The organism is Facklamia hominis CCUG 36813, assembly GCF_000301035.1.
GTDB lineage: Bacteria > Bacillota > Bacilli > Lactobacillales > Aerococcaceae > Facklamia > Facklamia hominis.
Genome location: NZ_JH932292.1, coordinates 1709523 through 1732277, shown reverse-complemented (window position 1 = coordinate 1732277; position 22755 = coordinate 1709523). Strand labels below are relative to the sequence as shown.

Annotated in this window: 23 protein-coding genes; 3 read left to right on the top strand and 20 right to left on the bottom strand. The window is 40.9% G+C overall.

Features of this window, described 5'->3' with window-relative positions; translation table 11 throughout:
* Window positions 1–3: 3 nt before the first annotated feature.
* The 17 genes from HMPREF9706_RS08110 to HMPREF9706_RS08025 form a co-directional block, all read right to left on the bottom strand.
* Window positions 4–690 carry a phosphoribosylaminoimidazolesuccinocarboxamide synthase gene (locus HMPREF9706_RS08110; protein ID WP_006908889.1) on the bottom strand — a complete coding sequence of 229 codons (687 nt, stop codon included), beginning with the start codon at window positions 688–690 and terminating at the stop codon, window positions 4–6.
* A gap of 12 nt (window positions 691–702) precedes the next feature.
* Window positions 703–1866, bottom strand: a complete 1164-nt coding sequence (purK, locus tag HMPREF9706_RS08105) for a 5-(carboxyamino)imidazole ribonucleotide synthase (RefSeq protein ID WP_231285872.1) — start codon at window positions 1864–1866, stop codon at window positions 703–705.
* A complete protein-coding gene (gene purE / locus HMPREF9706_RS08100) occupies window positions 1850–2344 on the bottom strand; it encodes a 5-(carboxyamino)imidazole ribonucleotide mutase (protein WP_006908887.1) in 495 nt (164 codons plus the stop codon). The genes purK and purE overlap by 17 nt, the downstream gene beginning before the upstream one ends.
* A 3-nt stretch (window positions 2345–2347) precedes the next feature.
* Complete coding sequence (gene purD, locus HMPREF9706_RS08095; protein ID WP_006908886.1) at window positions 2348–3607, bottom strand: phosphoribosylamine--glycine ligase; 1260 nt, start codon at window positions 3605–3607, stop codon at window positions 2348–2350.
* 18 nt (window positions 3608–3625) lie between these two features.
* Window positions 3626–5215 carry a bifunctional phosphoribosylaminoimidazolecarboxamide formyltransferase/IMP cyclohydrolase gene (purH, locus tag HMPREF9706_RS08090; RefSeq protein ID WP_006908885.1) on the bottom strand — a complete coding sequence of 530 codons (1590 nt, stop codon included), beginning with the start codon at window positions 5213–5215 and terminating at the stop codon, window positions 3626–3628.
* Window positions 5216–5230: 15 nt separating this feature from the next.
* Window positions 5231–5818, bottom strand: coding sequence for a phosphoribosylglycinamide formyltransferase (gene purN / locus HMPREF9706_RS08085; protein WP_006908884.1), 588 nt, complete (start codon window positions 5816–5818; stop codon window positions 5231–5233).
* Window positions 5811–6848, bottom strand: coding sequence for a phosphoribosylformylglycinamidine cyclo-ligase (gene purM, locus HMPREF9706_RS08080; RefSeq protein WP_006908883.1), 1038 nt, complete (start codon window positions 6846–6848; stop codon window positions 5811–5813). The genes purN and purM overlap by 8 nt, the downstream gene beginning before the upstream one ends.
* Window positions 6832–8349, bottom strand: coding sequence for an amidophosphoribosyltransferase (gene purF / locus HMPREF9706_RS08075; RefSeq protein WP_006908882.1), 1518 nt, complete (start codon window positions 8347–8349; stop codon window positions 6832–6834). The genes purM and purF overlap by 17 nt, the downstream gene beginning before the upstream one ends.
* A gap of 431 nt (window positions 8350–8780) precedes the next feature.
* Window positions 8781–9131, bottom strand: a complete 351-nt coding sequence (locus tag HMPREF9706_RS08065) for a hypothetical protein (RefSeq protein ID WP_006908881.1) — start codon at window positions 9129–9131, stop codon at window positions 8781–8783.
* Window positions 9132–9366: 235 nt separating this feature from the next.
* Window positions 9367–10602, bottom strand: coding sequence for a cytosine deaminase (gene codA, locus HMPREF9706_RS08060; protein ID WP_006908880.1), 1236 nt, complete (start codon window positions 10600–10602; stop codon window positions 9367–9369).
* 6 nt (window positions 10603–10608) lie between these two features.
* Entirely contained in the window at window positions 10609–11886 is a 1278-nt protein-coding gene (gene codB, locus HMPREF9706_RS08055) for a cytosine permease (protein WP_006908879.1), read from the bottom strand.
* A 299-nt stretch (window positions 11887–12185) separates the two neighbouring features.
* Window positions 12186–12536, bottom strand: coding sequence for a DUF2200 domain-containing protein (locus tag HMPREF9706_RS08050; RefSeq protein WP_006908878.1), 351 nt, complete (start codon window positions 12534–12536; stop codon window positions 12186–12188).
* A gap of 115 nt (window positions 12537–12651) precedes the next feature.
* Entirely contained in the window at window positions 12652–13689 is a 1038-nt protein-coding gene (locus tag HMPREF9706_RS08045) for a dienelactone hydrolase family protein (protein ID WP_006908877.1), read from the bottom strand.
* A 282-nt stretch (window positions 13690–13971) separates the two neighbouring features.
* Window positions 13972–14616, bottom strand: coding sequence for a DUF2812 domain-containing protein (locus HMPREF9706_RS08040; RefSeq protein WP_006908876.1), 645 nt, complete (start codon window positions 14614–14616; stop codon window positions 13972–13974).
* A 2-nt stretch (window positions 14617–14618) separates the two neighbouring features.
* A complete protein-coding gene (locus HMPREF9706_RS08035; RefSeq protein ID WP_006908875.1) occupies window positions 14619–14954 on the bottom strand; it encodes a PadR family transcriptional regulator in 336 nt (111 codons plus the stop codon).
* Between the two features lie 254 nt (window positions 14955–15208).
* Window positions 15209–16510 (bottom strand): sensor histidine kinase, encoded by a 1302-nt coding sequence (locus HMPREF9706_RS08030; protein WP_006908874.1) that lies wholly within the window; start codon window positions 16508–16510, stop codon window positions 15209–15211.
* On the bottom strand, window positions 16510–17208 hold the full coding sequence (locus tag HMPREF9706_RS08025) for a response regulator transcription factor (RefSeq protein WP_006908873.1): 699 nt from the start codon (window positions 17206–17208) through the stop codon (window positions 16510–16512). The genes HMPREF9706_RS08030 and HMPREF9706_RS08025 overlap by 1 nt, the downstream gene beginning before the upstream one ends.
* A gap of 128 nt (window positions 17209–17336) precedes the next feature.
* Between HMPREF9706_RS08025 and HMPREF9706_RS08020 the strand changes: the two genes are divergently transcribed.
* From HMPREF9706_RS08020 to HMPREF9706_RS08010, 3 genes are read left to right on the top strand one after another with little or no spacing between them, the layout of a single operon-like run.
* Entirely contained in the window at window positions 17337–18230 is an 894-nt protein-coding gene (locus HMPREF9706_RS08020; RefSeq protein WP_006908872.1) for an ATP-binding cassette domain-containing protein, read from the top strand.
* 1 nt (window position 18231) lies between these two features.
* The gene (locus HMPREF9706_RS08015) at window positions 18232–18984 is read left to right on the top strand and encodes an ABC transporter permease (protein ID WP_006908871.1); all 753 of its coding nucleotides are present in this window, start codon (window positions 18232–18234) and stop codon (window positions 18982–18984) included.
* Between the two features lie 8 nt (window positions 18985–18992).
* Complete coding sequence (locus tag HMPREF9706_RS08010) at window positions 18993–19697, top strand: ABC transporter permease (protein ID WP_006908870.1); 705 nt, start codon at window positions 18993–18995, stop codon at window positions 19695–19697.
* 173 nt (window positions 19698–19870) lie between these two features.
* Here the strand turns inward: HMPREF9706_RS08010 and HMPREF9706_RS08005 are convergent, their stop codons facing one another.
* The 3 genes from HMPREF9706_RS08005 to HMPREF9706_RS07995 form a co-directional block, all read right to left on the bottom strand.
* Entirely contained in the window at window positions 19871–20332 is a 462-nt protein-coding gene (locus HMPREF9706_RS08005; RefSeq protein ID WP_006908869.1) for a hypothetical protein, read from the bottom strand.
* 183 nt (window positions 20333–20515) lie between these two features.
* Window positions 20516–21286 (bottom strand): nucleotidyltransferase domain-containing protein, encoded by a 771-nt coding sequence (locus HMPREF9706_RS08000; protein WP_006908868.1) that lies wholly within the window; start codon window positions 21284–21286, stop codon window positions 20516–20518.
* Between the two features lie 107 nt (window positions 21287–21393).
* Window positions 21394–22731, bottom strand: a complete 1338-nt coding sequence (locus tag HMPREF9706_RS07995) for a sodium-dependent transporter (RefSeq protein ID WP_006908867.1) — start codon at window positions 22729–22731, stop codon at window positions 21394–21396.
* Window positions 22732–22755: the final 24 nt, after the last annotated feature.

Sequence of the window (22755 nt, the reverse complement as noted above, 5' to 3'; positions counted from 1 at the left end):
CCCTTATTGTGTGATTAATTCAACCAATTCCATCGGTTCCACATATTCTGAAGTGACTGAGCGATAGACCCGCATATTCCCTCCAGAAATCTCGTCAATTAGTAAAATCTTCCCTTGGCTATCCAAGCCGAACTCTAACTTCAGATCATAAAGTTCCAAGTCATGGTCTAATAATTCCTTACGGATTACATCGGCAATTTGGCGATTCAAGGCGATGATCTCATCATACTGTGCTTGAGTTAATAGCTTTAAGGCGATTAAGGCTTGTTCATTGATCAAAGGATCTTGACGCTGGTCATCCTTCAGGGTAATTTCAATCAATTGGTCAAGAGGAGCCCCTTCCTCTATGTACTTGCCGTAACGTCGATAGAAAGACCCTACCGCCCGATAACGCGTGATCACTTCTAAGCCATCCCCAAAAGCTTTTACCGGTGTAACATCCATTGTGTTTTTGCTTAAATCAGCGGTCAAATAATGCGTTGGAAGCTGCATTGCCTTCAATTTTTCGAAAAAGAATACCGACATTTCCAAGTTTTTACGACCTATTCCATCCATAGTGAGTCCCACTTCATTCGCTCCCGGATCAAAGACCCCATCTCGACCAGTGACGTCATCTTTGAACTGGAGACGGTAGGTGGATGCATCAAGCTCATATACATCTTTTGTTTTGCCCTGATAGATTCGTTTCATTGCTTGCTCCTTCTATATTTTTTCTTTCCAATCGGCTAAAAAATGACTTGTCTGAATCAATTGAAATAGCTCCTGACTGCTTTTTGCCCCCAATGTGAAGTGGCCCATCTTACGTTGAACCTTAGCTGGCGACTTACCATATAAGTGAAAGATCGCCTGCGGGAAGGCTGCCATCGCCTTGGATAAGTCTTCCATGTGCTGGCCTAGAATATTAATCATTAAGCTTGGCTGTAATAAGCGAACCGGTATCAAGTCCCGTCCTGTAATGGCTAAGATATGTTGATCATATTGTGAAACATTACAAGACTCAATACTATAATGACCCGAATTATGCGGCCGGGGTGCCAGTTCATTCACCAAGACTTCCTGATCCTTAGTCACAAAGAATTCAATCCCCAAGACCCCTACCAGCTGTGCTTGTTCTGCGATCCGTTGAGCAAATCCCTTAATTTTATCCTCAACCAATGCGGGCACTTGATTAGTCACTAAACTCGCATATAAAATACCATGTCGATGTTGATTGATACTAACTGGAAAAGCTTCAATCTGTCCTTTAGGGTTGCGACTAATCATGATGGATGCTTCATAATCAAAGTCGCAATAAGCCTCGGCAATGCATGTTTGATCTTCCAAGAGAGATTGCAAGTCCGCCTGATTGTCCCTTAGACTAGACGCATCTTTTAGAACAATCTGCCCCTTACCATCGTAGCCAAACCGATTGGTCTTGATGACCAAAGGGCAACCCAGTTGATCGATAGCTTTTTCGATATCCGCTATACTTTTAACAGACCGATATCCAACGGTTGTAATCTGGCAATCATTTAGCCAGTCTTTTTCTTTCAACCGATTTTGTGTAATGCTTAAAAATTGACTTCCCTGAGGAAAATAGCTTTGCTGGTCCAATTCTTGCAAAAGCTGACTATTAACATTTTCAAATTCATAAGTTAACACATCGACCGATTGTGCAAAACGCACTAGTTGATCACGATCAGAAAAGGAGCCGACCATCGACTGATGAGCCACATTAAAAGCACAGGCTGCTTCACTTGGATCATAAACATGAACACGGTAGCCCATCTTTTGAGCGGATTGGGCCATCATCTTGCCCAATTGACCGCCTCCGATAATTCCTATTGTCTGACCGGGTAAGATGACGCGATTATTCAAGTCGGTCACTTCCTTTTAGGGCCTTTTGATGTTGCTCTTCCATATAAGCGGTTAGATTTTCTAAAATCGCCTTCTCCTGTAACCCCACTATTCGAGCAGCTGTCAAGGCAGCATTCTTACTTCCAGCCACGCCAATTGCCATGGTGGCCACAGGAACCCCTGCAGGCATTTGTACAATGGACAACAAGGAATCCATGCCATTTAACGTGGAGGTCTTAATCGGCACACCAATTACGGGTAAAAGGGTCTGTGAAGCAAGCATCCCCGGAAGATGGGCGGCTCCACCGGCACCTGCGATAATAACTTGATAGCCTTTTTGTTGAGCCGTTTTAGCATGCTGTATCATCTCATCCGGCATCCGATGAGCAGAGACGACCGCTTTATCATAGGGAATTCCTAATTGATCTAAGAGCTGACAACAGGATTTCATTTGTTCCCAATCTGAATCACTTCCCATTACAACAGAGACAAGTGCTTTATCTTTCATTCTTTAGTACTCCCTTCTTTCACGATTTAATCCAATGTCCTTACGGTATTTCAATTGAGGATTCGATCGTTGGTCAATATAGTCATAGATTCGTTGTCGTAAAAGTTCGCTATTTTCTGCCATACTTTGAACCAATAGAATCCGTCCACCATCACTCAATAGGCGTTCTCCTTCTTGACTAACTCCTGCATAATAAACTTGTATCAAATCACTTGACTTAAAATCACTGACATCCAGTCCTTTAGCTGATTCATAAGGGTAGTTCTGGGAAGCGATGACCACTCCTAATGACATTCTGGCGTCAAATTCAACCTCAATAGGCTCTTGATGGAGATGGGCCATACAAAGATCATAAAAATCAGTCTGAATACGTGGAAGAATCACCTGCGTTTCTGGATCACCAAATCGAGCATTAAATTCAATCACTTTAATGCCTTCGCGAGTGACCATTCCTCCGACATATAAAACGCCCGTATAGGGGATTCCTTGGCGACACATCTCTTCAGCTAAAGGAGCAACAATGTCTTCAAGAATGACGGTCTCCATCTTTGAATCTACCCAATTGACTGGGGAGAAAGCACCCATACCCCCTGTATTAACCCCTTGGTCCTCATCTTGGTCTCGCTTATAATCACAAGCACTAGTTAATGGAATGACCTGTTGATGATTGACTAAGGCGAAATAAGAAAACTCATTCCCTTCTAGGAATTCTTCCAGCAAAATTTTCCCTTTAGCCAGTGAGCTAGGAATCACTTCTTGGGCGGTCTGAAAGTCCGACACAATCTGAACACCCTTGCCAGCAGCTAAGCCGTCTTCTTTGATCACAATCGGATAGTCTAGCTTCTTTGCATAGCTGATCGCCCGATCCAACTGGTCTTGTTCAAAGACTTGATACTTAGCCGTTGGAATGCCTGCTGCCTCCATAATTTTTTTAGCAAACTCTTTAGAAGTCTCCAATTGACTGGCTTGGCGGCTAGGCCCCACAATCTGTAACCCCTCCGCCCTGAACAAATCAACCACCCCAGCCGCAAGGGCTGCTTCTGGCCCCACAAAACTTAAGTCGACCGCCTCTTCTTGGGCAAATTGACATAAAGACGCTATCTCATTCACAGGAATATCAACACAGTGAATTTTGGGATGACTGAGTGGCATTCCTGGATTCCCAGGTGCCACAAAGACTTTGTTAACCTGCTGACTTAAAGCAAATTGATAAGCTAACGCATGCTCACGTCCACCAGAACCGATGACTAGTACATTTGCCATTGAATCCCTCCTCTTTCATTAATGTCTAAAGTGACGAATCCCTGTCTTAACCATTGGAAGTTGATATTTATTACAATAATCGACCGAGTCCTGATCGCGAATTGAACCGCCAGGCTGCACAATCGCTTGAACCCCGAATTGATGAGCCACACGGACAGTGTCATCCATGGGCAGGAAGGCATCACTGGCTAGAACGAATAGATGACGCAATTCTTCCGGATGATCTTGGGCTTGGTTTAGTGCAATCTGAGCGGATTGAACACGATTCATCTGACCGGCTCCGATCCCTAAGGTCATATAATCATTCGTTACCACAATGGCATTACTCTTGACATGCTTGACAACCTTCATGGCAAAATTTAAAGCTCGAAGCTGGTCTGGTGAGGCTTGGATATCGGTCATCATTTCCCAACCCGGAGGCAGCTGTTCAGGTGCCTCAAGCGGCAATTCTTGACTCATATCCGGGCTTTGAACGAGTAAACCACCCACCACCGAGGTATATTCATCTTCTTGCGGTTGCACTTGATCCATCTTAATTTGTAATAAGCGACGATTTTTCTTTTTATTTAACAAACTTAACGCCTCTAAATCATAAGCAGGCGCAATAATAATATCTAAAAATAGATCTGCTAGTCGTTCGGCCAAGGTTTGAGTGACTGGTCGATTCAATAATAAAATGCCCCCAAAAATAGAGACCGAATCTGCTTGATAACACCGGTCAAAGGCTTCTTCAATCGTTTGGCCGATCGCCACACCACAAGGGTTCATATGCTTTACAGCCACCGCACAGGCTTCCTTAAATTCAGCCAGAATTTTCAACCCGGCATCGGCATCTCGAATATTATTGTAGGAGAGCGCTGCTCCATGTAATTGTTCCGCCTTGGCTAGGGAATAATCGGGTGCCTGACTAGACCGATAAAAGGTCGCCGATTGATGACTGTTCTCCCCATAACGAAGAGCCTGTCCTTGATCATAGCTTAAAGTTAAGTGGTCCCAAGCTTGAGTGAGCGGTTCTCCCTCATTAAATTCTTTGTCCAAGTATGCCGCAATGGTCGCATCATAATGGGCTGTATATTGAAAGACCTTCTTGGCCAGCTCTCTTCTTAAGTCGAGATCCGTATGTTGTTGTGCCTTTAATTGCTCAATGACAACTGAATAATCAGACACATCTGTGACAACGGTCACATCCTGATGGTTCTTAGCAGCAGCCCGCAACAGTGAAGGCCCACCAATATCGATTTGTTCGATGGCTTCCTTAAGCTGTGTGTCAGCCTTTTGAATCGTTTGTTGAAAGGGATAGAGATTGACGACAACATAATTAATGACCGGCATGTCAAACTGATCAAAGACCGCTTGGTGAGCTGGATTTTGACGCATACCCAAGATTCCCCCAAAGATTAAGGGGTGCAAGGTCTTGACCCGTCCATCCATAACTTCAGGAAAATCAGTAATCGCTTCAATCGAAATGACTGGAATATGATTTTTCTTTAAGTAGTCATAGGTCCCTCCCGTTGAAATGATTTGAACGCCTTGATCGACCAAGGCTTGAGCGATTTCTTCCACTTTTCTTTTATCTGAAACACTGATTAAGGCATATTCTTTTGCCACGTTATCGACTCCTTCCTAGATAAGTTTTTCTTGGATTAATTTCTCAATAGTTGCTGGATACAGCTGATGTTCGATCTGATGAATATGAGACTCCAATTGTGCCAGATCCCAATTCGGATCAATCTTAAGACTTTCTTGAGCGATAATGGGCCCCGTATCTATACCGTCATCCACATAATGAATCGTTACTCCCGTTATCTTCACCCCATAGTCGTAGGCATCCTTGATCCCCTGCCTACCAGGAAAGGCTGGCAACAAGCTGGGATGGATATTAATGACTTGTTGAGGATAATGCTGAAGAAAGTCTGCACTTAAGATTCGCATAAAACCCGCTAATAGAATGAGATCACTCGAGCGTGCTTGACAAAAATCTAGGATCGATTGTTCCCAGTCCTTGCGCGAGATATAGTCCTTTGGCTGGCTGATAAAGGACTCAATGCCAGCTGCTTGAGCTTTTTGAATAACGGCCGCTTGGGGCTGGTCACTAATCACGCCCACAATCTCGGCTTGGATTTGACCGTGATTAACAGCATCAATCAAGGCTTGAACATTACTTCCTGTCCCGGAAGCCATTAACATGAGATGGCATTTTGAATTATTCATGGATACCTCGCCATACAATCTTATCCGCTGTCGGTGCCGTTACCCGGCCAATAATACGGGCATCTTCGATCTGTTGGACAACTTGATCCGCCTTATCTGGGTCGACCGCTAAGACCATGCCAATTCCCATATTGAATACGGCCAGCATTTGAGGGGTGGATAGCTTGGCTAAGTCCTGCATTTCTTGGAAAATCGGGAAAGTTGGAAACTTAGCATAGTCCACTTCAAAGCCCAAGTCCGCTTCTGAAATCCGAGGTAAATTCTCATAGAATCCGCCCCCTGTGATATGGGCCATGCCTTTTACTAAGTTCTTTTTAACAAAAGGGAGGACCTCTTTAACATAGATACGCGTCGGTTCCAACAGGCAATCAATCAGAGCACTGCCATCTGATAATTGATGATCAAAAGCATAATGATGATCCTTAAAGAAGATCTTACGTACTAATGAGTAGCCATTGGAATGAATCCCACTACTAGGAATACCCACTAGAATGTCCCCTTCTTTTATTTGACTGCCATCAATCATTTGGTCTTCTTCCACCACACCCACACAAAATCCTGCTAAATCAAATTCCTCTTTACTATAAAGGTCAGGCATTTCAGCTGTTTCACCACCAATCAGAGCTGCTCCCGCTTGAACACAGCCTTCAGCAATTCCGGCTACAAGCTCTTCACTGACTTGAGGATCATTGTAGCCCATTGCCAAATAATCTAAGAAAAAGAGAGGCTCTGCGCCAAGTGCCAACACATCATTGACACACATGGCGACACAATCAATGCCAATCGTATCCCGTTTTTCTGCTTGTTGGGCCAAAATAATTTTTGTTCCGACACCATCCGTACCACTCACCAATACAGGATTCTTGTACTGAGCAAAATCGGGTTTAAAAAGACCGCCAAATCCGCCTAAGCCTCCCATCACTCCCGATCGATGCGTTCGAGCAATATGCGACCTAATCCGTCGAACCGATTCATAACCCCGTTCCACATCGACCCCTGCTGCTTGATAAGCTTTATTGTTGACATCCATGTCCTTCATTCCTTTCCTTAAAATACTGTATTTGTCTGTCGGTTAGTGCTGCTTCAAAAGCAGCTTGATAATCACTTAAAGGCGTTGGATAGCCCCCGTTAAAGGAATTGAGGTTTAATCCCGTTCCTTGCCCTTCTTGATCGAGTCCAATACTTTCCACCAAACCCTCTAACGATAAAAAATTCAAGCTGTCGCAGGCTAAGAGTTGTCGCATGGCTTCAATTGAGTAGTTAGCTGCCATCAACTCCTTATTATCATTGGTATTGACCCCATAATAATTGGGAAATAGAATCGGTGGACAAGCAATCCGCACATGCACTTCACGCGCACCCGCTTCCTTAAGCAACTTAACGATATAAGTCATGGTCGTCCCACGAACAAGGGAATCATCGATAAGGACTACCGATTGATCTTGAACAATCCCCTTAACGGCTGAAAGCTTCGTCCTGACCTTGCTTTCACGTTCATCTTGAGTAGGGGCAATAAAGGTGCGACCAATATATTGATTCTTGATTAAGCCCATCTCATAGGGTAAGCCACTCGCTTCAGCGTAGCCCATTGCGGCAGACAAGGAAGAATTAGGAATTCCTACTACAATTGAATCCTTAGGTGCCGGACATTCATGGGCTAATCGAATTCCCATATTTTTGCGAGCACGATGGACATTAACGCCATGAATCTGGGAATCTGGCCGAGAATAATAGATAAATTCAAAGGATTCGATCGCCAGTGAGTCGCTGGCTTGATAGGCAACTTGCCGTGCTCCCTCTCGGTCAATAATCCAATAATGGCCTGGTAAGGTATCCGCTTGGAAGTCTGCCCCAATCACATCTAAAGCACAGGTCTCACTGGCAATCAGATAGCCTGCTTCAGCTAGCTTTCCTACTACCAAGGGATGAATACTGTGTTGATCCACCGCCGCAAATAACTGCTCATTGGTCATAAGGATCACGTTAAAGGCCCCGGTAAACTGCTTTAAAGCAGCCTTAAACTGACCTTCTATCGACGCTTGCCCACTATGTCGCATCAAATGAAATAATAACTCCCCATCTGAATTGGAATGAAAGACTGCCCCTTGTCTTTCAAGGCCCTGTCTTAAACTTTTGGCATTGGTAATGTTACCGCTATGAATTAAGCTGATGTTTTGATCCTCATGTTGAAAGATCAAGGGCTGTAACCCACGAAGCGTTCTAAGCTCAACAGGATCCATTGAGGACACACAACCCATACCCGAATCTCCCAGGAGACACTCAACTTTATCCCGATCATCAAAGACCTCATTCAATAGGCCGACTCCTCGATATCCCAATAATTCATGCAGATTAACCGTTGTAATCCCACAACTATCTTGACCTCGATGTTGTAAGGCGTAGAGCATGGTATGAATGATTTGACTCGCATTTTGAACATTCCAGACCCCAACCATACCACCGACGTGATTCTGATCGTTGGTAACACTGATCTGAGAATTTTGAGTAGAAATAGAAAAGCGTCTCGTCATACACAATATCCTTTCTTTAATTAGTACACCCCAACTCTACCTGCAAGAAGCAAGCCTCTCCACCGTTTTATTAATTTTTGTTAGATAATAATTTCAAACGTTCGGATTTTCGCTTATTTTTGGTCTTTTCACGAACATTCCCAACAATTTATCCAATAAATGAATAAAAAGCTCGAATAAAGCTCTGTTAAATGTTATCCTTAAAGAATCGCTCTATTTACCGGTTCGGTTAGGAGGGTTTAATAATAATAAGGTATATTTTTCCCCACTCATTCGACAGCTTGTCAAAGAACTCTTAGATTGGACAAATAAAAAAACGAACAAAATCTTGGTCAATTGTCCTCCACCTATCCGAAAAAAAAGTCCCCATTGAAATCTCAATGAGGACTTTTTAATTATATGATAAGAGTCAACCATCCTAGACTTACCTTTTAAGTCAAATGGAAGATTTTTGCGAATAGATAAACAACGATGGTCGGTAGGACATTCACAAAAATCACCCGCATTAGAAGGATCTCGCTACGATCAAAACCGGAATTTTTATTATATAGGTAAGTGGCATAAAGATATATAAGATATATTAATGTGAAAAAGACATGCGATTGGGTTGTAAACTCATAACTGCTAAAAACATAAAAGGAAGCATACATCAATATATATACCCCAACCAGAGCCCGAATCGACTTATTGCTAACATCCTGACTTTTCTTGACTGCTTTCATGGATTGTTCAAAAATAAATAAGGTTAATAAAGCTGTTAGGACTAGATCAAGTGCTTTCATAATAAATCTTCCTTTCTCTATTCAATAATAGCTTACCTTCTGCTCGGTGAACACCCAAAATCAGGTCAAGAATAACCTGCTATAAAAGGATTATCCCATAAAACAAATCGGGTTGTGGTGAGATTTCTCCCTACCATCAACCCGATCTGTTGGTATTCAGTATTCCATCCTTCAGCAAGAATCAAGCTTCAATAGAAAATCGCTTGTAGCACTAAGAAAGACTATAAACTTTCCATTAGAACAAGACTTCTTTGACTTTAGGTTGGGTCTTAGCAATCACTTTTCCTTCATGAATATTGTAGAGGACTTCGCTTCGCTCATTCAAGACATGGTAGAAGTTGCTTTGGTTCATAATGATTAAATTAGCTGGTTTTCCAACTTCAATACCATAACGGTCACTAATATTTAGACAGCGAGCGGCATTATGAGTAACAAAGCGATAGGAATCCATGATTTCTTGGTAACCCATCATGTGGCCAATATGAAGTCCCATATGAATGACCTCTAACATATTGCCATCCCCCAGTGGATACCATGGGTCAAACAAATCATCATGACCAAATGCCACATTGTTGCCATTGGCGAGTAATTCCTTGACCCGTGTCATGCCTCGACGTTTTGGATAATTATCAACACGTCCCTGCAAGTGAGTATTGACTAATGGGTTGGCAATAAAGTTGATCTCTGAAAGTCGTAATAAACGCATCAATTTGGCGACATAGGCATTGTTATAAGAATGCATGGCGGTGGTATGGGAAGCCGTTACCCGGCCTTTCATCCCCGTCTCTAAAGCAAGCGTGGCTAAGACTTCTAAGCCGCGTGAGGCTTCATCATCAATCTCATCGCAGTGAACATCCACTAAGACTTGATATTTTTGAGCCAGTTCCATCATCATCTCGAGGGAAGTCACACTATATTCACGGGTAAACTCATAATGAGGAATTGCCCCCACCACATCAGCCCCTAGTTTTAAGGCTTCTTCCAGGAGTTCGTAGCCATTCTTGAAACTTAAGATTCCTTCTTGTGGGAAGGCGACAATTTGAATCTCCATAAAATCTTTCACTTCTTCACGTAAGTCAATTAAGGCCCTCAAAGCCGTTAACTTTGGATCAGTGGTATCCACGTGAGTACGAACAAATTGAATCCCATTAGCCGCTTGCTTACGAATAGCTCGGCCAGCCCGATCTTTAACATCTTCATAAGTAAGGCTTTGTTTGCGTAGAGACCAAGTCTCAATCCCTTCAAATAAGGTACCGGACTCATTCCATTTAGGTTGACCCGCTGTTAATACCGAATCCAAATGAACATGTGGCTCGATAAAAGGCGGTAGAGCAAGTTTGCCAGTGGCATCGATCACTTCTTCTTGGTCAGTCGCTTCAATCTGATCAGCTATCTCTGTAATTACACCATCGAGAATACGAATATCACTCGGTTTTTCTTGGTTTTCGATAAAGACATTTTTAATTAACATGATTCACTACCCCTTTACTTTTGATAAGACAATATAGACTACACCTGCAACTAACAAACTATTGATCGGTATAATACCCACACGCACGATCAGACCAGTTATTATCCCTAAGACAACCGCTACTATGGCCTGCCAATTCCACGCCTGACTTGTTTCAACTTCTTGATATTGCTCCTTATTCATCCAGTAATCGATAATAAGCACTGCCCCAACCGGTGGAATCATAGAACCTAGAAGACTTAAGTAGGATACAAAATGGTCATATAAGTAGATCGCCAACAAGGTCGAAATTCCGCCTGCCACTAAGGTCACCCACTTCATGGGTAGCTTAGTCACATTAGAAATCGACAGCCCGGATGTATACAAGGCGTTATTATTGGTTGACCAAATGTTAAAGCCTAAGGATAAAATCGCCGGAATCGTTAATCCCTGGAGGATTAACACGTCGAAGATGTCCGGCATGTTAAAAGCTGCTGCCCCAGTCGCTCCAAAGCTAAACATCAGAATATTACCAACAAAAAAGGCAATCACGGTTGAGACGATGGCCACCTTTCGACTTTTGGCGAAGCGGGTAAAATTAGGAGTTGAGGTTCCCCCACTAATAAAATTCCCAATCACGATACTTAAAGCTGCCGTTAAGCTCAGCGGTTGTGCTGGTGACTCTGAAAACAAGTTTCCTAAACCACCCACATCACTAATAGAACGATACATGGAATAAATACCTAGTAAGGTAATTAAAGGAACTGCTACGGAACCAAATATCGATAAAGCTTTTATGCCTTTAACCGAAGTCAGGGTCATTAAGGCACCTAAGACTAAAACCAATAAATAGCTGTTGACGCCATATAGCTTAGCCACAGGAATCGCAAACATCGCCACCCCAACACCAAACCATCCCATCTGAGTTAACCCCACTAATAGGGAGGGCAATTTTGAACCGGTAGACCCAAAAGCTTTTTTGGATAATAAGTCAAAGTTCATCCGTGTCGTTTGTCCGATATGGGCGAGTACCCCCGTGTAGACAGCTAAAAACAAGTTTCCTAATAAAATCGCCAGAACAAAATTGCTAAAATTAAGTCCAATCCCTAGCTGGCCCCCTGCCATCATGGACGGTGAAAAATAGGTAAAACCCACCATGACAACCAGCATCTGCCAGAAAGTCTTATAATTACCACTTACCTTAGAAAAAGCATATTCCTCATCCTGGATATTCCCTGCGGGTAGGTCGACACTCACAGGTCTTGGCAGTGTCGCAATCCGATCCTTATTAGCAATATTTTCCATAACAAAAAGCCTCCTATCAAAATAATTAAATCTCTGGATAGAGATTGCATCATTTCTTAGCAGGCTAAAAACGCTATTCTCTATCTTTTCAATCTCTCGGATTGGTTTAAAGATTTATTGTCCCCTATTATAACAAAGCTTTTTAAATTGTAAAGGATAATTTGTGATGCTCATCATCAAAATCTTTACTGACTTGGGTTAATATTCCAGATCATAAGGCAAAATCGGCTTCAGCCCCCCCTTTGATAACTCAAAGATAGCGATCTTCTTGAGTAGCTACTAAAACACTCCAAGCTGTCTTATTGACGCAAGATTTTCTCCATGGCCTTGCCTTTAGCCAGTTCGTCCACTAATTTGTCCAGGTAGCGGATTTCTTGCATCAGGGGGTCTTGGATATCTTCCACTCTTACCCCACATACCACGCCTTTAATCAGATTGCGATTAGGATTCAAGGAAGGAGCTTGCACGAAGAAATCACCGTAACTGATGGGACTCTGCATCATCTCTTGAATCTGGTCTGCACGATAACCGGTTAACCAGGAGGTGACTTCGAGCACCTCATCTTGGCTGCGTCCTTTTTTCTCTGCTTTGGCAATCAACATTGGATAGACCTTAGCAAAGGACATGGCATAAACTTTAGCCTTAGTCATTGTATCTCTCCTTTATTTTTATTAGATAAAAAACTAAGGGTGGCATTAGACCACCCTTCAATTTGTTACTTTCAATTTATTGTTAGGCTATATTCTCAGACGGCTGGTCACTGTGTTACGGAGCGTGGTGAATTCGCAAGAAGTCATCTATGACTTTTTCAGATTCCTCATAGGCATTTTGATTACCGGTTGTAGAACCACCGGTTGCGATTCTCATTGAGGGGGTTGTTAAGATCCCATTACCGGAAAATAGATGACCCGCCTCTTTATAGAGATGAATTTGAGCATCCGGTTTTTGGTCTTTAATTTCACGAGCCATCTTGGCACTGTCCCATAGTTCATCCGCTTCTCCCGCAATCAACAAGAGATTGGCCTGGATATTCTTCATCGGAATCATTTTCTCTTGATGAGTAGCATCTGCTTCAATCGCACTCGTGTAAGTTTCCTTATAACTGACGGGGCTTTTCACCACTAAGGGATAGATCATATTGCCAATAAAGGCGGTAAAGGATCCTTTTTTGATATCAATATAGGGCAGCTCTTGGCCTTGATAGGTCCAAGAAGATCCATAATCTTGAAAATCCAAGCCAGCAAAGTTATAGCTCGAAGGAGACATCAAGATAAGATTAGAGATCTCAGGATATTTATCGGCCAGATTAAGAGCATATTCCGCTCCTTTGGAAGCGCCGATCACACTGATGGGACCACCATCGGTAATATTCTTATTCAGATAATCAAGGACAACCTCAAACTGCTCTAGGGGAATTCGGGCTAAGGTCTTTGGCTGATGGTCTCTACCAAACATAAATAAGGCGAGCGTTTCATAACCTTCCTGGGCTAGTCTTTGAGCCGTCTCAAAGTTAGGACTTCCCTCAGACCCACCAAAACAGACCACTACACCTGGGTACAGCTTCTTACTCGGAGTCATTCGAAAGCCTTGCAAGCTTCTTTCATCAAGATAGGCCAATTCGACACCTTCAATATCCTTTGGGTACAAGCTGATATCCGTGACATCTTGGTAATACGCCGGCGACGATGAATCACTGGAGTCTTTATAACGATAGTCATTATAGATTCTCATGGCAAAGATAGCGATAGCGACAACCGCCACGATCACAAACGTTCTTATAAAGATTTTCTTCAACCCTTTCATCTCATAACCTCCTCTTCTTAATTGGCTAGTCGGGGCAGAGCAAGGGATTCATATCCAGTCATCCCTATTTTCACCCCCCGATAGGTCGAACCACCGTGATTGGTTCTTAGCCTTATTTTACCAAAAATCAGCAAGAATCTCTCCTAAAAAGCAAACAACGACCTTCTTAAAAAGCCAAAAGACTTCAAGAAGATCGCTAATCATGGAGGGGTAATAGGTCTAATTTTCTTCATGGTTTAATAAGACAAAAACTGTCAGATCGATGTCTTCGCAGGTTTTTCATCAATCCAAGTGATTCATTAAAGAACGGATTTTGGCGATACACCAAATCGCGTATACAAAAAACATACTTCCTAGTCCAAGCCATGGCCAAGCTGTATGTTCAAAGGGACGATAGCTCCAAATAGCCCAAGACCAACCTGGTTGAGAGATATCAAAGTGCTGGAAGATTCCAATCAAAAGCATCAATAGTGAGACTAACAGTAGATAAATTGCAGGCCTTAATCGACGTTTCAAATCAGCCTTCTTATCTGCTTTGTCACTGAAGGCGGGAATTTCTTTAGAACTAGGTGTTTCAATAATCAGGATTTCCTGATTGATCATTCCCGGATTCGTCGCTATCATTGCTCTTCCTTGATTGTAAGGACGTAGACGGATATTTCCAAAACTGGCCTTCCCAATATTTAGCGGCGCAAAATAGGTTTGATAACCCATTCCCTGTAAAAAATTACAATAGCTATGCCGCTCACGATCCGTCATATGTCCAATATACTGAACCGTATAATGTCGTTTTGAATCCACCTTCTTTTGGAATCTTTGCAATATACTACCACTTTTAACCAGCTGATAACCTTGAGCAGCCATATCATTGAGATATTTTTCTCGGCCCTCAATTGGATTTAAAAAAAACTTAAATTTTGTTGCCATGATTATTCTCCTTTCTCTAAATAATTTTGACTGGCTGCAATTAATCGACTCATTCGATCTAATTCCAGATCAAGTAACTTTCGACCAATAGGTGTTGTTTGATAAATTTTTCGTCGATTGAACGAATCCTGTTCAACCATTTCAATCCACCCCTTTTTGCTGAGGTTATTAATGGCCCCATAAAGTGTCCCAGGGCCAAAAACAATGCGCCCTTGTGTCATTGCCTCCACTTCCTGCATCACGTTATAACCATGATTCGGTTGAACCATCGTTAACATCACCAAAAAATGCGTTTCCGTCAAAGGAAGTTCTTTTTCTAAATGATCATCCGCCATCATTCCCTCGCCTCCATTCAACTAATTTATCCAAATTATATCGCTATGCGTAGTACGTGTCAAGTAGTAGGTATAGCGTATTAATTTGAATTTTTCCTTCAATCCAACAACTCGTTCATTGTAAAGAAAAAATCACCCCTATTTCTGACTCCAAACAAAAAGCCTTGATATCCACACCCAACTTCCCAGTAAAAGTGTTGTATCAAGGCTTTTGCTTAATTATATTAGTTCGTTGATCGCTTATGGATACAAAGCCATCAACGTTCATCTAGAAGGTCAAAGATAAATAGCACCTCCAGACCAGGGCTCTTGTTGTTTAGTATAAAGCGACCGTCATGCAATTCGGCGATTTGTTTAGAAATAAAAATTCCCAAACCATGCCTGGTAATATTCGTTAAATCTTCCTGATTCACTTTTTTTATCAACGATTCAGATAGACCCTCCCCTTCATCGGATAGGCTTATTCGCAGCTGACCCTTTGCATCTGAAACACTCACTCTGATTTGGCCCTTGGTATAAATCAATGCATTCTCCAAAATATTCTCTAACATTCTATAGAATAAGTCCGGATTCATTTTAAGCTGGAGGTTTTGATTTTGGACCAGATTCTCAAACACTATCTCTCGATCCGAATTATCATTGAGCTTATCGACAATCAGTTTTCGGATGACCTTTATAGGACTTTCTGATCCAAAACTATCTTTATCAATATTAGAAAGCGATAAGGTGAGATTCAGTCCCTCTAAGATCCTTGATATTTTTAAGACTTGGTCTTGTATCTTGTCAATATCAAGCGTGTCTTGACCCTCTTTACTCAATTCCCAGGAAATATTAGCTAAAGGGGTCCTCACATCATGACTCACGCCCCGGATCCACTTGCCTTGAGCGGCTTTTAATTGGTAGTATTTTTCATTAGCCCTATTGATACTCACAGCGAGATCTTTTAATTCGCCAAATTCATCGAGCTTTTCATAGTCTTCTTCATAGAGATTATCAATCGCTCTTTGGAAGGGCAAAATATTTTTAAAGATCGTATTAATATCAATCCGGTAAATCAAATAGACAAAGAACAAAAATAAGACCAAGCATAAGAGAACCAGCTCAAGGTTAAAAATCAGATTTTTAAGATTATAGTAATTAGAAGGCAGCTTATCCAAGGACCCTTTCGGATAGGCAAATACGAGCAATCCATCGCCAACCACATAGGTAAATACGGGATAATCCGCTAGATAAAAACGAGTGAATCTTGCCACATCCGTTAGATCAAAAGTGTTTTTAACTTCTGGCGGCTTATGAAAACTTTCGGTAAGCTTACCCTCCTTATCCAGTCTTATGGCCCAAATATCCTTTTCCTGTAAGAAGGCTTTGTTTTTTTCATTGAGATAGCTTGTGCTTTTATTATTTTCGACATAGGTAAAAACCTCATTCGGATTGGGGTATTGATGGTTTAAGCGAAAATTAAGATAAAGAAAGACCATCAATAACACGATCAAGAAAAATATTAAGAGTAATATTCGAATGACGATTTTTTTGAATCTTTTTAAAATATAATTAAACATCATTTTTCCTCTTTAACCAACTTATAACCCAGTCCCTTTATCGTGATTAATATTTGGGGATCTCGTGGATTATCTTCAAGCTTCTCACGTAACCGATAGATATGAGTGATCAAGGTATTCTCATAACCAAAAGAATCTTTCCAGATATGCTCTAACATCCGATCAATCGATACGATCCGATTGATATTGTCAGATAGGTAGTCGAGAATCTTAAATTGGGTGGCCGTTAAGGGGATCTCTTTACCGTTTTTTTCAAGGATGCCCTTGGACTTATCAAAAATCACATTCCCTAAATCAATCTTTTCTTGCGATTTAAGATGCTTACTTCTTCGCAAGACGGCCTCAATACGCCAAAGCAGTTCGTCTGGAAAGAAGGGCTTGACGAGATAGTCATCCGCCTGATTTTCAAAGCCTTCTCTGCGGTCATCTAAGCCATCTAGCGCCGATAGAATAATGACTGCTATATTGGAAGTCTGTCTCACTTCCTTTAATAAATCAAAACCACTCCCATCCGGTAACATTAAGTCTAAGACAATGAGGTCAATGGGATGGTTGGCTAATTTAAAGCGTGATTCCTGCAAATTTTTAGCGGTATAGACCTTGTTATAGCCCTTATTCTTTAGGAAATGATAGAGATTCTCTAATAGCGTTTTTTCATCATCCACCACTAAGATACTCACATTTTTGCTCAAGTCCATCTAAGCCACCCCCTTTTTCCCTATTATACACTAGCATATCTCGATATAGCCCTTTGTGAGGTAAAAGTGATCTTGCTTAAATATTATTTTTATCCAGGCTTGATATCCTGTTTCTAGGAGGAATGATTATGCAAAAACTACTCGAAATAAATCATTTAAAAAAATCTTATAACCATAAACCGGTCTTGGATATTGACCATTTAGTCATTGAAGAAGGAGCTATCTATGGTCTAATCGGCAAGAATGGTGCTGGCAAGACCACTCTTATGAAGCTGATATTGGGACTGGTCAAAAAAGATGACGGGCAGATCCGCATTTTTGGAAAAGAAGTAAACGCCAACCAGCAAAAACAATTCAACCAGCACCTGGGTGCACTCATTGAGAGCCCTTCTTTTTATGATCACCTAACCGGCTATGAAAATCTGGAAATCATTTGCCAGCTAAAAGGGATCAAGAAAGAGGAAATCTCAAAAATCTTAGACCTTGTCGGACTTAAACACGTCGATAAAAAGAAGGCCAGAGATTATTCATTAGGAATGAAGCAACGTCTTGGTATCGCCATGGCATTAATCGGCCAGCCCAGACTATTGATTCTCGATGAACCTATCAATGGCCTAGATCCTCAAGGGATCGAAGAGATGAGGCATTTATTTAGGGATATTGTCAAAAATACCTCGACCAGTATCTTAATCTCTTCCCATATTCTTGATGAAATTGAAAAAATCGCCAGTCATATTGGCATCCTTAAAGAAGGAAAATTAGCCTACAATGGCAGTCTGGAAAACTATCGAAGACTCCATCCGCCCTATCTATCCCTGCAAACCTCTGATAACCAAAAGGCACTCAGTCTGTTAGATCTTTCAGAAGATCGACTCCAAGGGAAAAAGATCATTTTAGGGAAGCTTTCTAACCAAGATATTGCGACGATAGTCAATTTTTTAAGTGGCAAAGTTGATATCTATCGGATCGAAGAAGAAAAAGAAAGCCTGGAAAAGCTTTTTATTGAAGAAAGCAGGCGCTAATATGAAGCATTTAGAAAGGAAAAAATATAAAAGACTCGGTATCCATTTTTTAATCCTTATCGTATTTATCGCTCAAACAATCATGGTAACAGGGGTTAGCCATTCCCCGTCTTTTTCAAAAAGCCAGTATCCACTCGCCTACGTTCTAGACACCTATTTATTTATCGCCCTAATCTCCAATCCCATACTCATCTCCTCTCTGGTCAAAAAAGTCATTGAAATTGAAGAAAAAAATAAGATGTGGCAGATGCAAATGATCCTTGGAGAAAAAGTCAATACTATTTTGCTGGATAAATTTAAGTATTTATCAATGCGCCTAGTCTTATTGCAAGTGATCGAAGCCCTTGTCTTCCTAATGTTAGCCAGCAGGTCCGATCACTTTACAATGAATCAGCCAATGATCTTAAGATTTTGTGTCGTAAACCTATCTGCTCTACTGATCAATTTGTTTTTCTTAGGACTCTTTATGATCATCGAGATGAAGAGCAAAAAAGTTTATAGCTTATCCTTTATTGCCATCATCGGAGGACTGACAGGCGTCATCACCATGCTCACATCAAGAGTTCTTGCCTTTATCAATCCCTTTGCTTGGGCGTCCAGCCTGCTGACTATTTCTTATAGCAGAAAGGGCGATGAATTTATTCAAGTTCTTAACCCCATCAATTACTATACAGGGATCATTGCCCTGACCCTCTTGATCCTTTCGATTGTTTATTTAAAGAATATGAAATCTTATCACTTATGGAAAGACTAGGAGAAATTATGTTAAAAATAGAATTTAAAAAGATAAAGTTTTTCAATATTTTACTCGTAAGTCTGATTATTCCCCTCTTAGCGAATGCCTTTGGGCTTATTAACTACCTGGGTAATAAAGAAACACTCAGTCATCAATGGCAGAGTCTGTGGACACAAGTGAGTTTATTTTACTTTTCTTTCTTCTACATCCCGCTCATTGCTATCGTCATCGCAAGTCTGTGGGCTGTCGAACATAAAGCCGGACTGAAATTTATCCGCTTAAGTCCTAGAAAGAATATAGCCTTTATCTTAGCCAAGCTGGTTTTAGCTTTTATCATCATAAGTCTTTGTCAATTTTATTTTTTGGGCTTATTTTATCTCGCTGGAAGATTTATCGCTGGTTTTTCACCGACTAATTTCAGTCTGTTCATTTACTATATATTCCTTAGCATTCTTTTAGCACTTCCAATTATCGGGATTTTCGAGGCTCTTGCGATTAAGACAAAGTCCTTTGGGATAATCGTCCTTCTATCTAGCCTATTTACCATTCTAGGATTCGCAACCGCCTATAAATCACTCAAGATCATTGGAATTAGTTTTTTGGCCATTGAATCGAATAACTTCCGATTTATCAATGTCCAAGATCTGGGACTCTTAGCTTTTTTTGCTATCGGCGAAGTGGCCCTATCCTTATACCTCTCTAACAAATTCTTAAACTACGAAAGTCACTAAGCGAAATACACTAAGCAAAAATAGCTTGTTGTCTTTACCCTATCAGGAAGACAGCAAGCTATTTTTAACAATTCCATCAAAAGATAATGCAACTTTTACGATAAGACGACCTTACCTAAAAAGACTGAGGCTAATCGAAAAATTTCTCTTTCTAATAATCCGATTCCCTATTATTAATCGATTTTTCTTAAGCCATCATATAGTTCATTGAACGACTTGATCTTTTTCATTCTGCCAAAGGATAATTCTTTGTTCTCGCCAAACTCATATAAAAAGCACTTGGCGAGCTCTTCGACGGTCACTTCTAAGGCCGTAAAAAATTCCTGATAGGCGAAGCTCTGTTCTTTGCTATCTTCTTCAAACAGATTGATAATCAAGCTCTCACAAACTTGGTCCAGTGGGTACATCTTGATATGCATCAGTTCGTGAACGATTGTTTCTTCGATATTTTCATCTTTGGGATTGGCCGCATTCAGCATAAGGATAGCCTTTTTATCGGTCGGATCTATTTTGAAATCACCGGTCTTATGCCAATCTGGGTCTTCAATAAATTCCAGTCTAATGTCCCATTCGGGTACAATGCGAAGCTTTTGGGTGTATTGATCAAATAATTGTTTGACTTTTTCTCTATCCATAATTTATCTCCTACCCTTATTTTTTATCTATTTTACCAAACTTCGTTCCCATAAAGAATATTTTTATAACGTTTCAATTGTATTAAATTGCTTTTCACAAGAAAGGGTCTTTGAATAATTATTCATTTTCCATATCACAACTTATACATCTATAAAATCATTTCTTTGAGATCAACAACAGACTTACATAACTTCATTGATAAAAAAAGTATTTAACAAATTCCAATCTAAATCGTTTGTAAACTCTGATATCGATAGGTATCGTTCTACTTCCTTAATTTTCCCCTCTAAAAATGAATCAACAACCTTTATATGATTGATGGCATAGGATTCATCTTTAGTTCTCTTAATCATCAGGAGTTTGTTGATTGACGGCAACAATTCACTGGGTAAAACAGAGTCACATAATGTCTTAAATAATACCGGTGGGGTTTGATGATTATCCATAATCCATAAACAGGCTAATATTGGTCTAATTGCATAAAAATATTTCTTGGCAAGGACTTTTTCAGATTGAAAATATTTTTTTATGGTTGATTTACACATGTTTAAATAGTGATATAACAACCTATCTTCTTGATAATAACTAGCAACGAGCTCTTTAATCCGATAATCGAAGTCAGATTCTAAGTATATTATTGGAGAATTTAGCCACTCTAACAAAGAAGGATTCGATCGATACAGTAATTTCAACACCTTATCCAGATCCCAACCCACAATATCCAAAGTATCATCGATTTGAATTTCTAAAACGTCTCTCGTCTGCTCCAACTTCAAATAATCATACATCTTTCTTTTATATATAAATCGAACATCATAGTCACTATCCTTGGACTCAAATCCCCAAGCTCGACTCCCAGATTCTACCGCCCATAAGACCGTTATATCATAGTCCTTCTCAATTTCCTTTAATTTATTTAAAATCAATAAATTCATATCATCTTGGATCATCATTTGTCCCCCCCTAAGCCTTTTCTTTATTTTACCAAATTCTAGCTCTTTTCTCTCCTAAAATAAAAAGGAGTTCTCCAGAAGTTGCTGCATCTAGAGAACTCAAGCGATTAAAAGGCAATTTTATAATAGAGTGCGACAAAGCATAGGATAGCCGCCATCGGTACATAGATGTATTTCCCAAGATAGTACCAGGTCTTGGTATATTTTATCTTGCTGCCTGTGTTGATTTCATCTAATAAGGCATTTTTATCCATGATCCAGAACCAGGTGAAGGCTCCAAGGGTAGCTCCCATTGGTATGATATAAATAGAAACTAAATCCATCCAAGGACCCCATCCGCCAAGAATAGCCCCCTCAACACCACCGATCGGCTCCATAAAAATCCCGGGTATAAATGCCATCATGCCGATAAAGACTAAGACCGTTTTTCGATTTAACTGTTTAAAGTTATGAAGAATCGATTCGCAGACAACCTCGAACATATTTTGTAAGGAAGAAATTCCGCCAAATAGGACAGCAAGATACAAGGCAATGGCAAATACCCTTCCACCCCACATATTTTGTAGGATTTTAGGCAGGGTGACGAATAGCAGTCCTGGCCCTCCTTCTGGGTTTGCACTATATGAGAAAAGTGCCGGTATCATCACCAAGGCCGCAACCAGGGCTGCAATGGTATCAAATAATGCCGTTTGTTTGGCGCCTGCTACGATATCTTCATCTTTGTGTAAGTAGGCTCCACAAACAATCATTCCACTTCCTGTAATAGATAGAGAGAAAAAGGCCTGCCCCATAGCTCCCACTAAAACCTTTGGATCCGCCAGCATTTTCCAATCGGGCTTAAACATAAATTGGTAACCTTCTAAGGCATTGGGTAGAAAAGCGACACGAGCTGCCAGGATCACAAATAGAACAAAGAATAGCGGCATCATTAATTTATTAGCCTTTTCGATCGAGCTAGCCCCTTTTACACAGGTTAATAGGGTGATGACAATGACAATCAAGTGAAAGGGTACAACACTGAAGTTTGCCCCTGAAAATGATTGAAACCAAGCTTCTGGTTCAACAGTCATCAAACTTCCTGTCAAACTTTGGAAAAGTGATTTTAAAACGTAGGAAATAATCACTGCATAGCCTATGGCAATACACATTGACCCTAAAAGCGGTAATATTCCAATGACTTTACCAAATTTTGAAAGCTTAACATGAGACCAGGCCTTTTCATAAGAACCGAGGGTCCCCGTTCCTGAATATCTTCCTACGGCATACTCAGCAGATAAGCCAAAAAAGGCAAATACAACGATAAAGAATAAATAAGCCAATAGGAAAGCTCCCCCACCGTTGGCCGTAAGCTTGTATGGAAAGCCCCATACATTGGCCATGCCAACTGCGGACCCCACCGTTGTCAGTATAAACCCCCAGGTCGATGTAAACTTGTTATGTTTCATTCAAATCTCCTCATTTAATTTTAA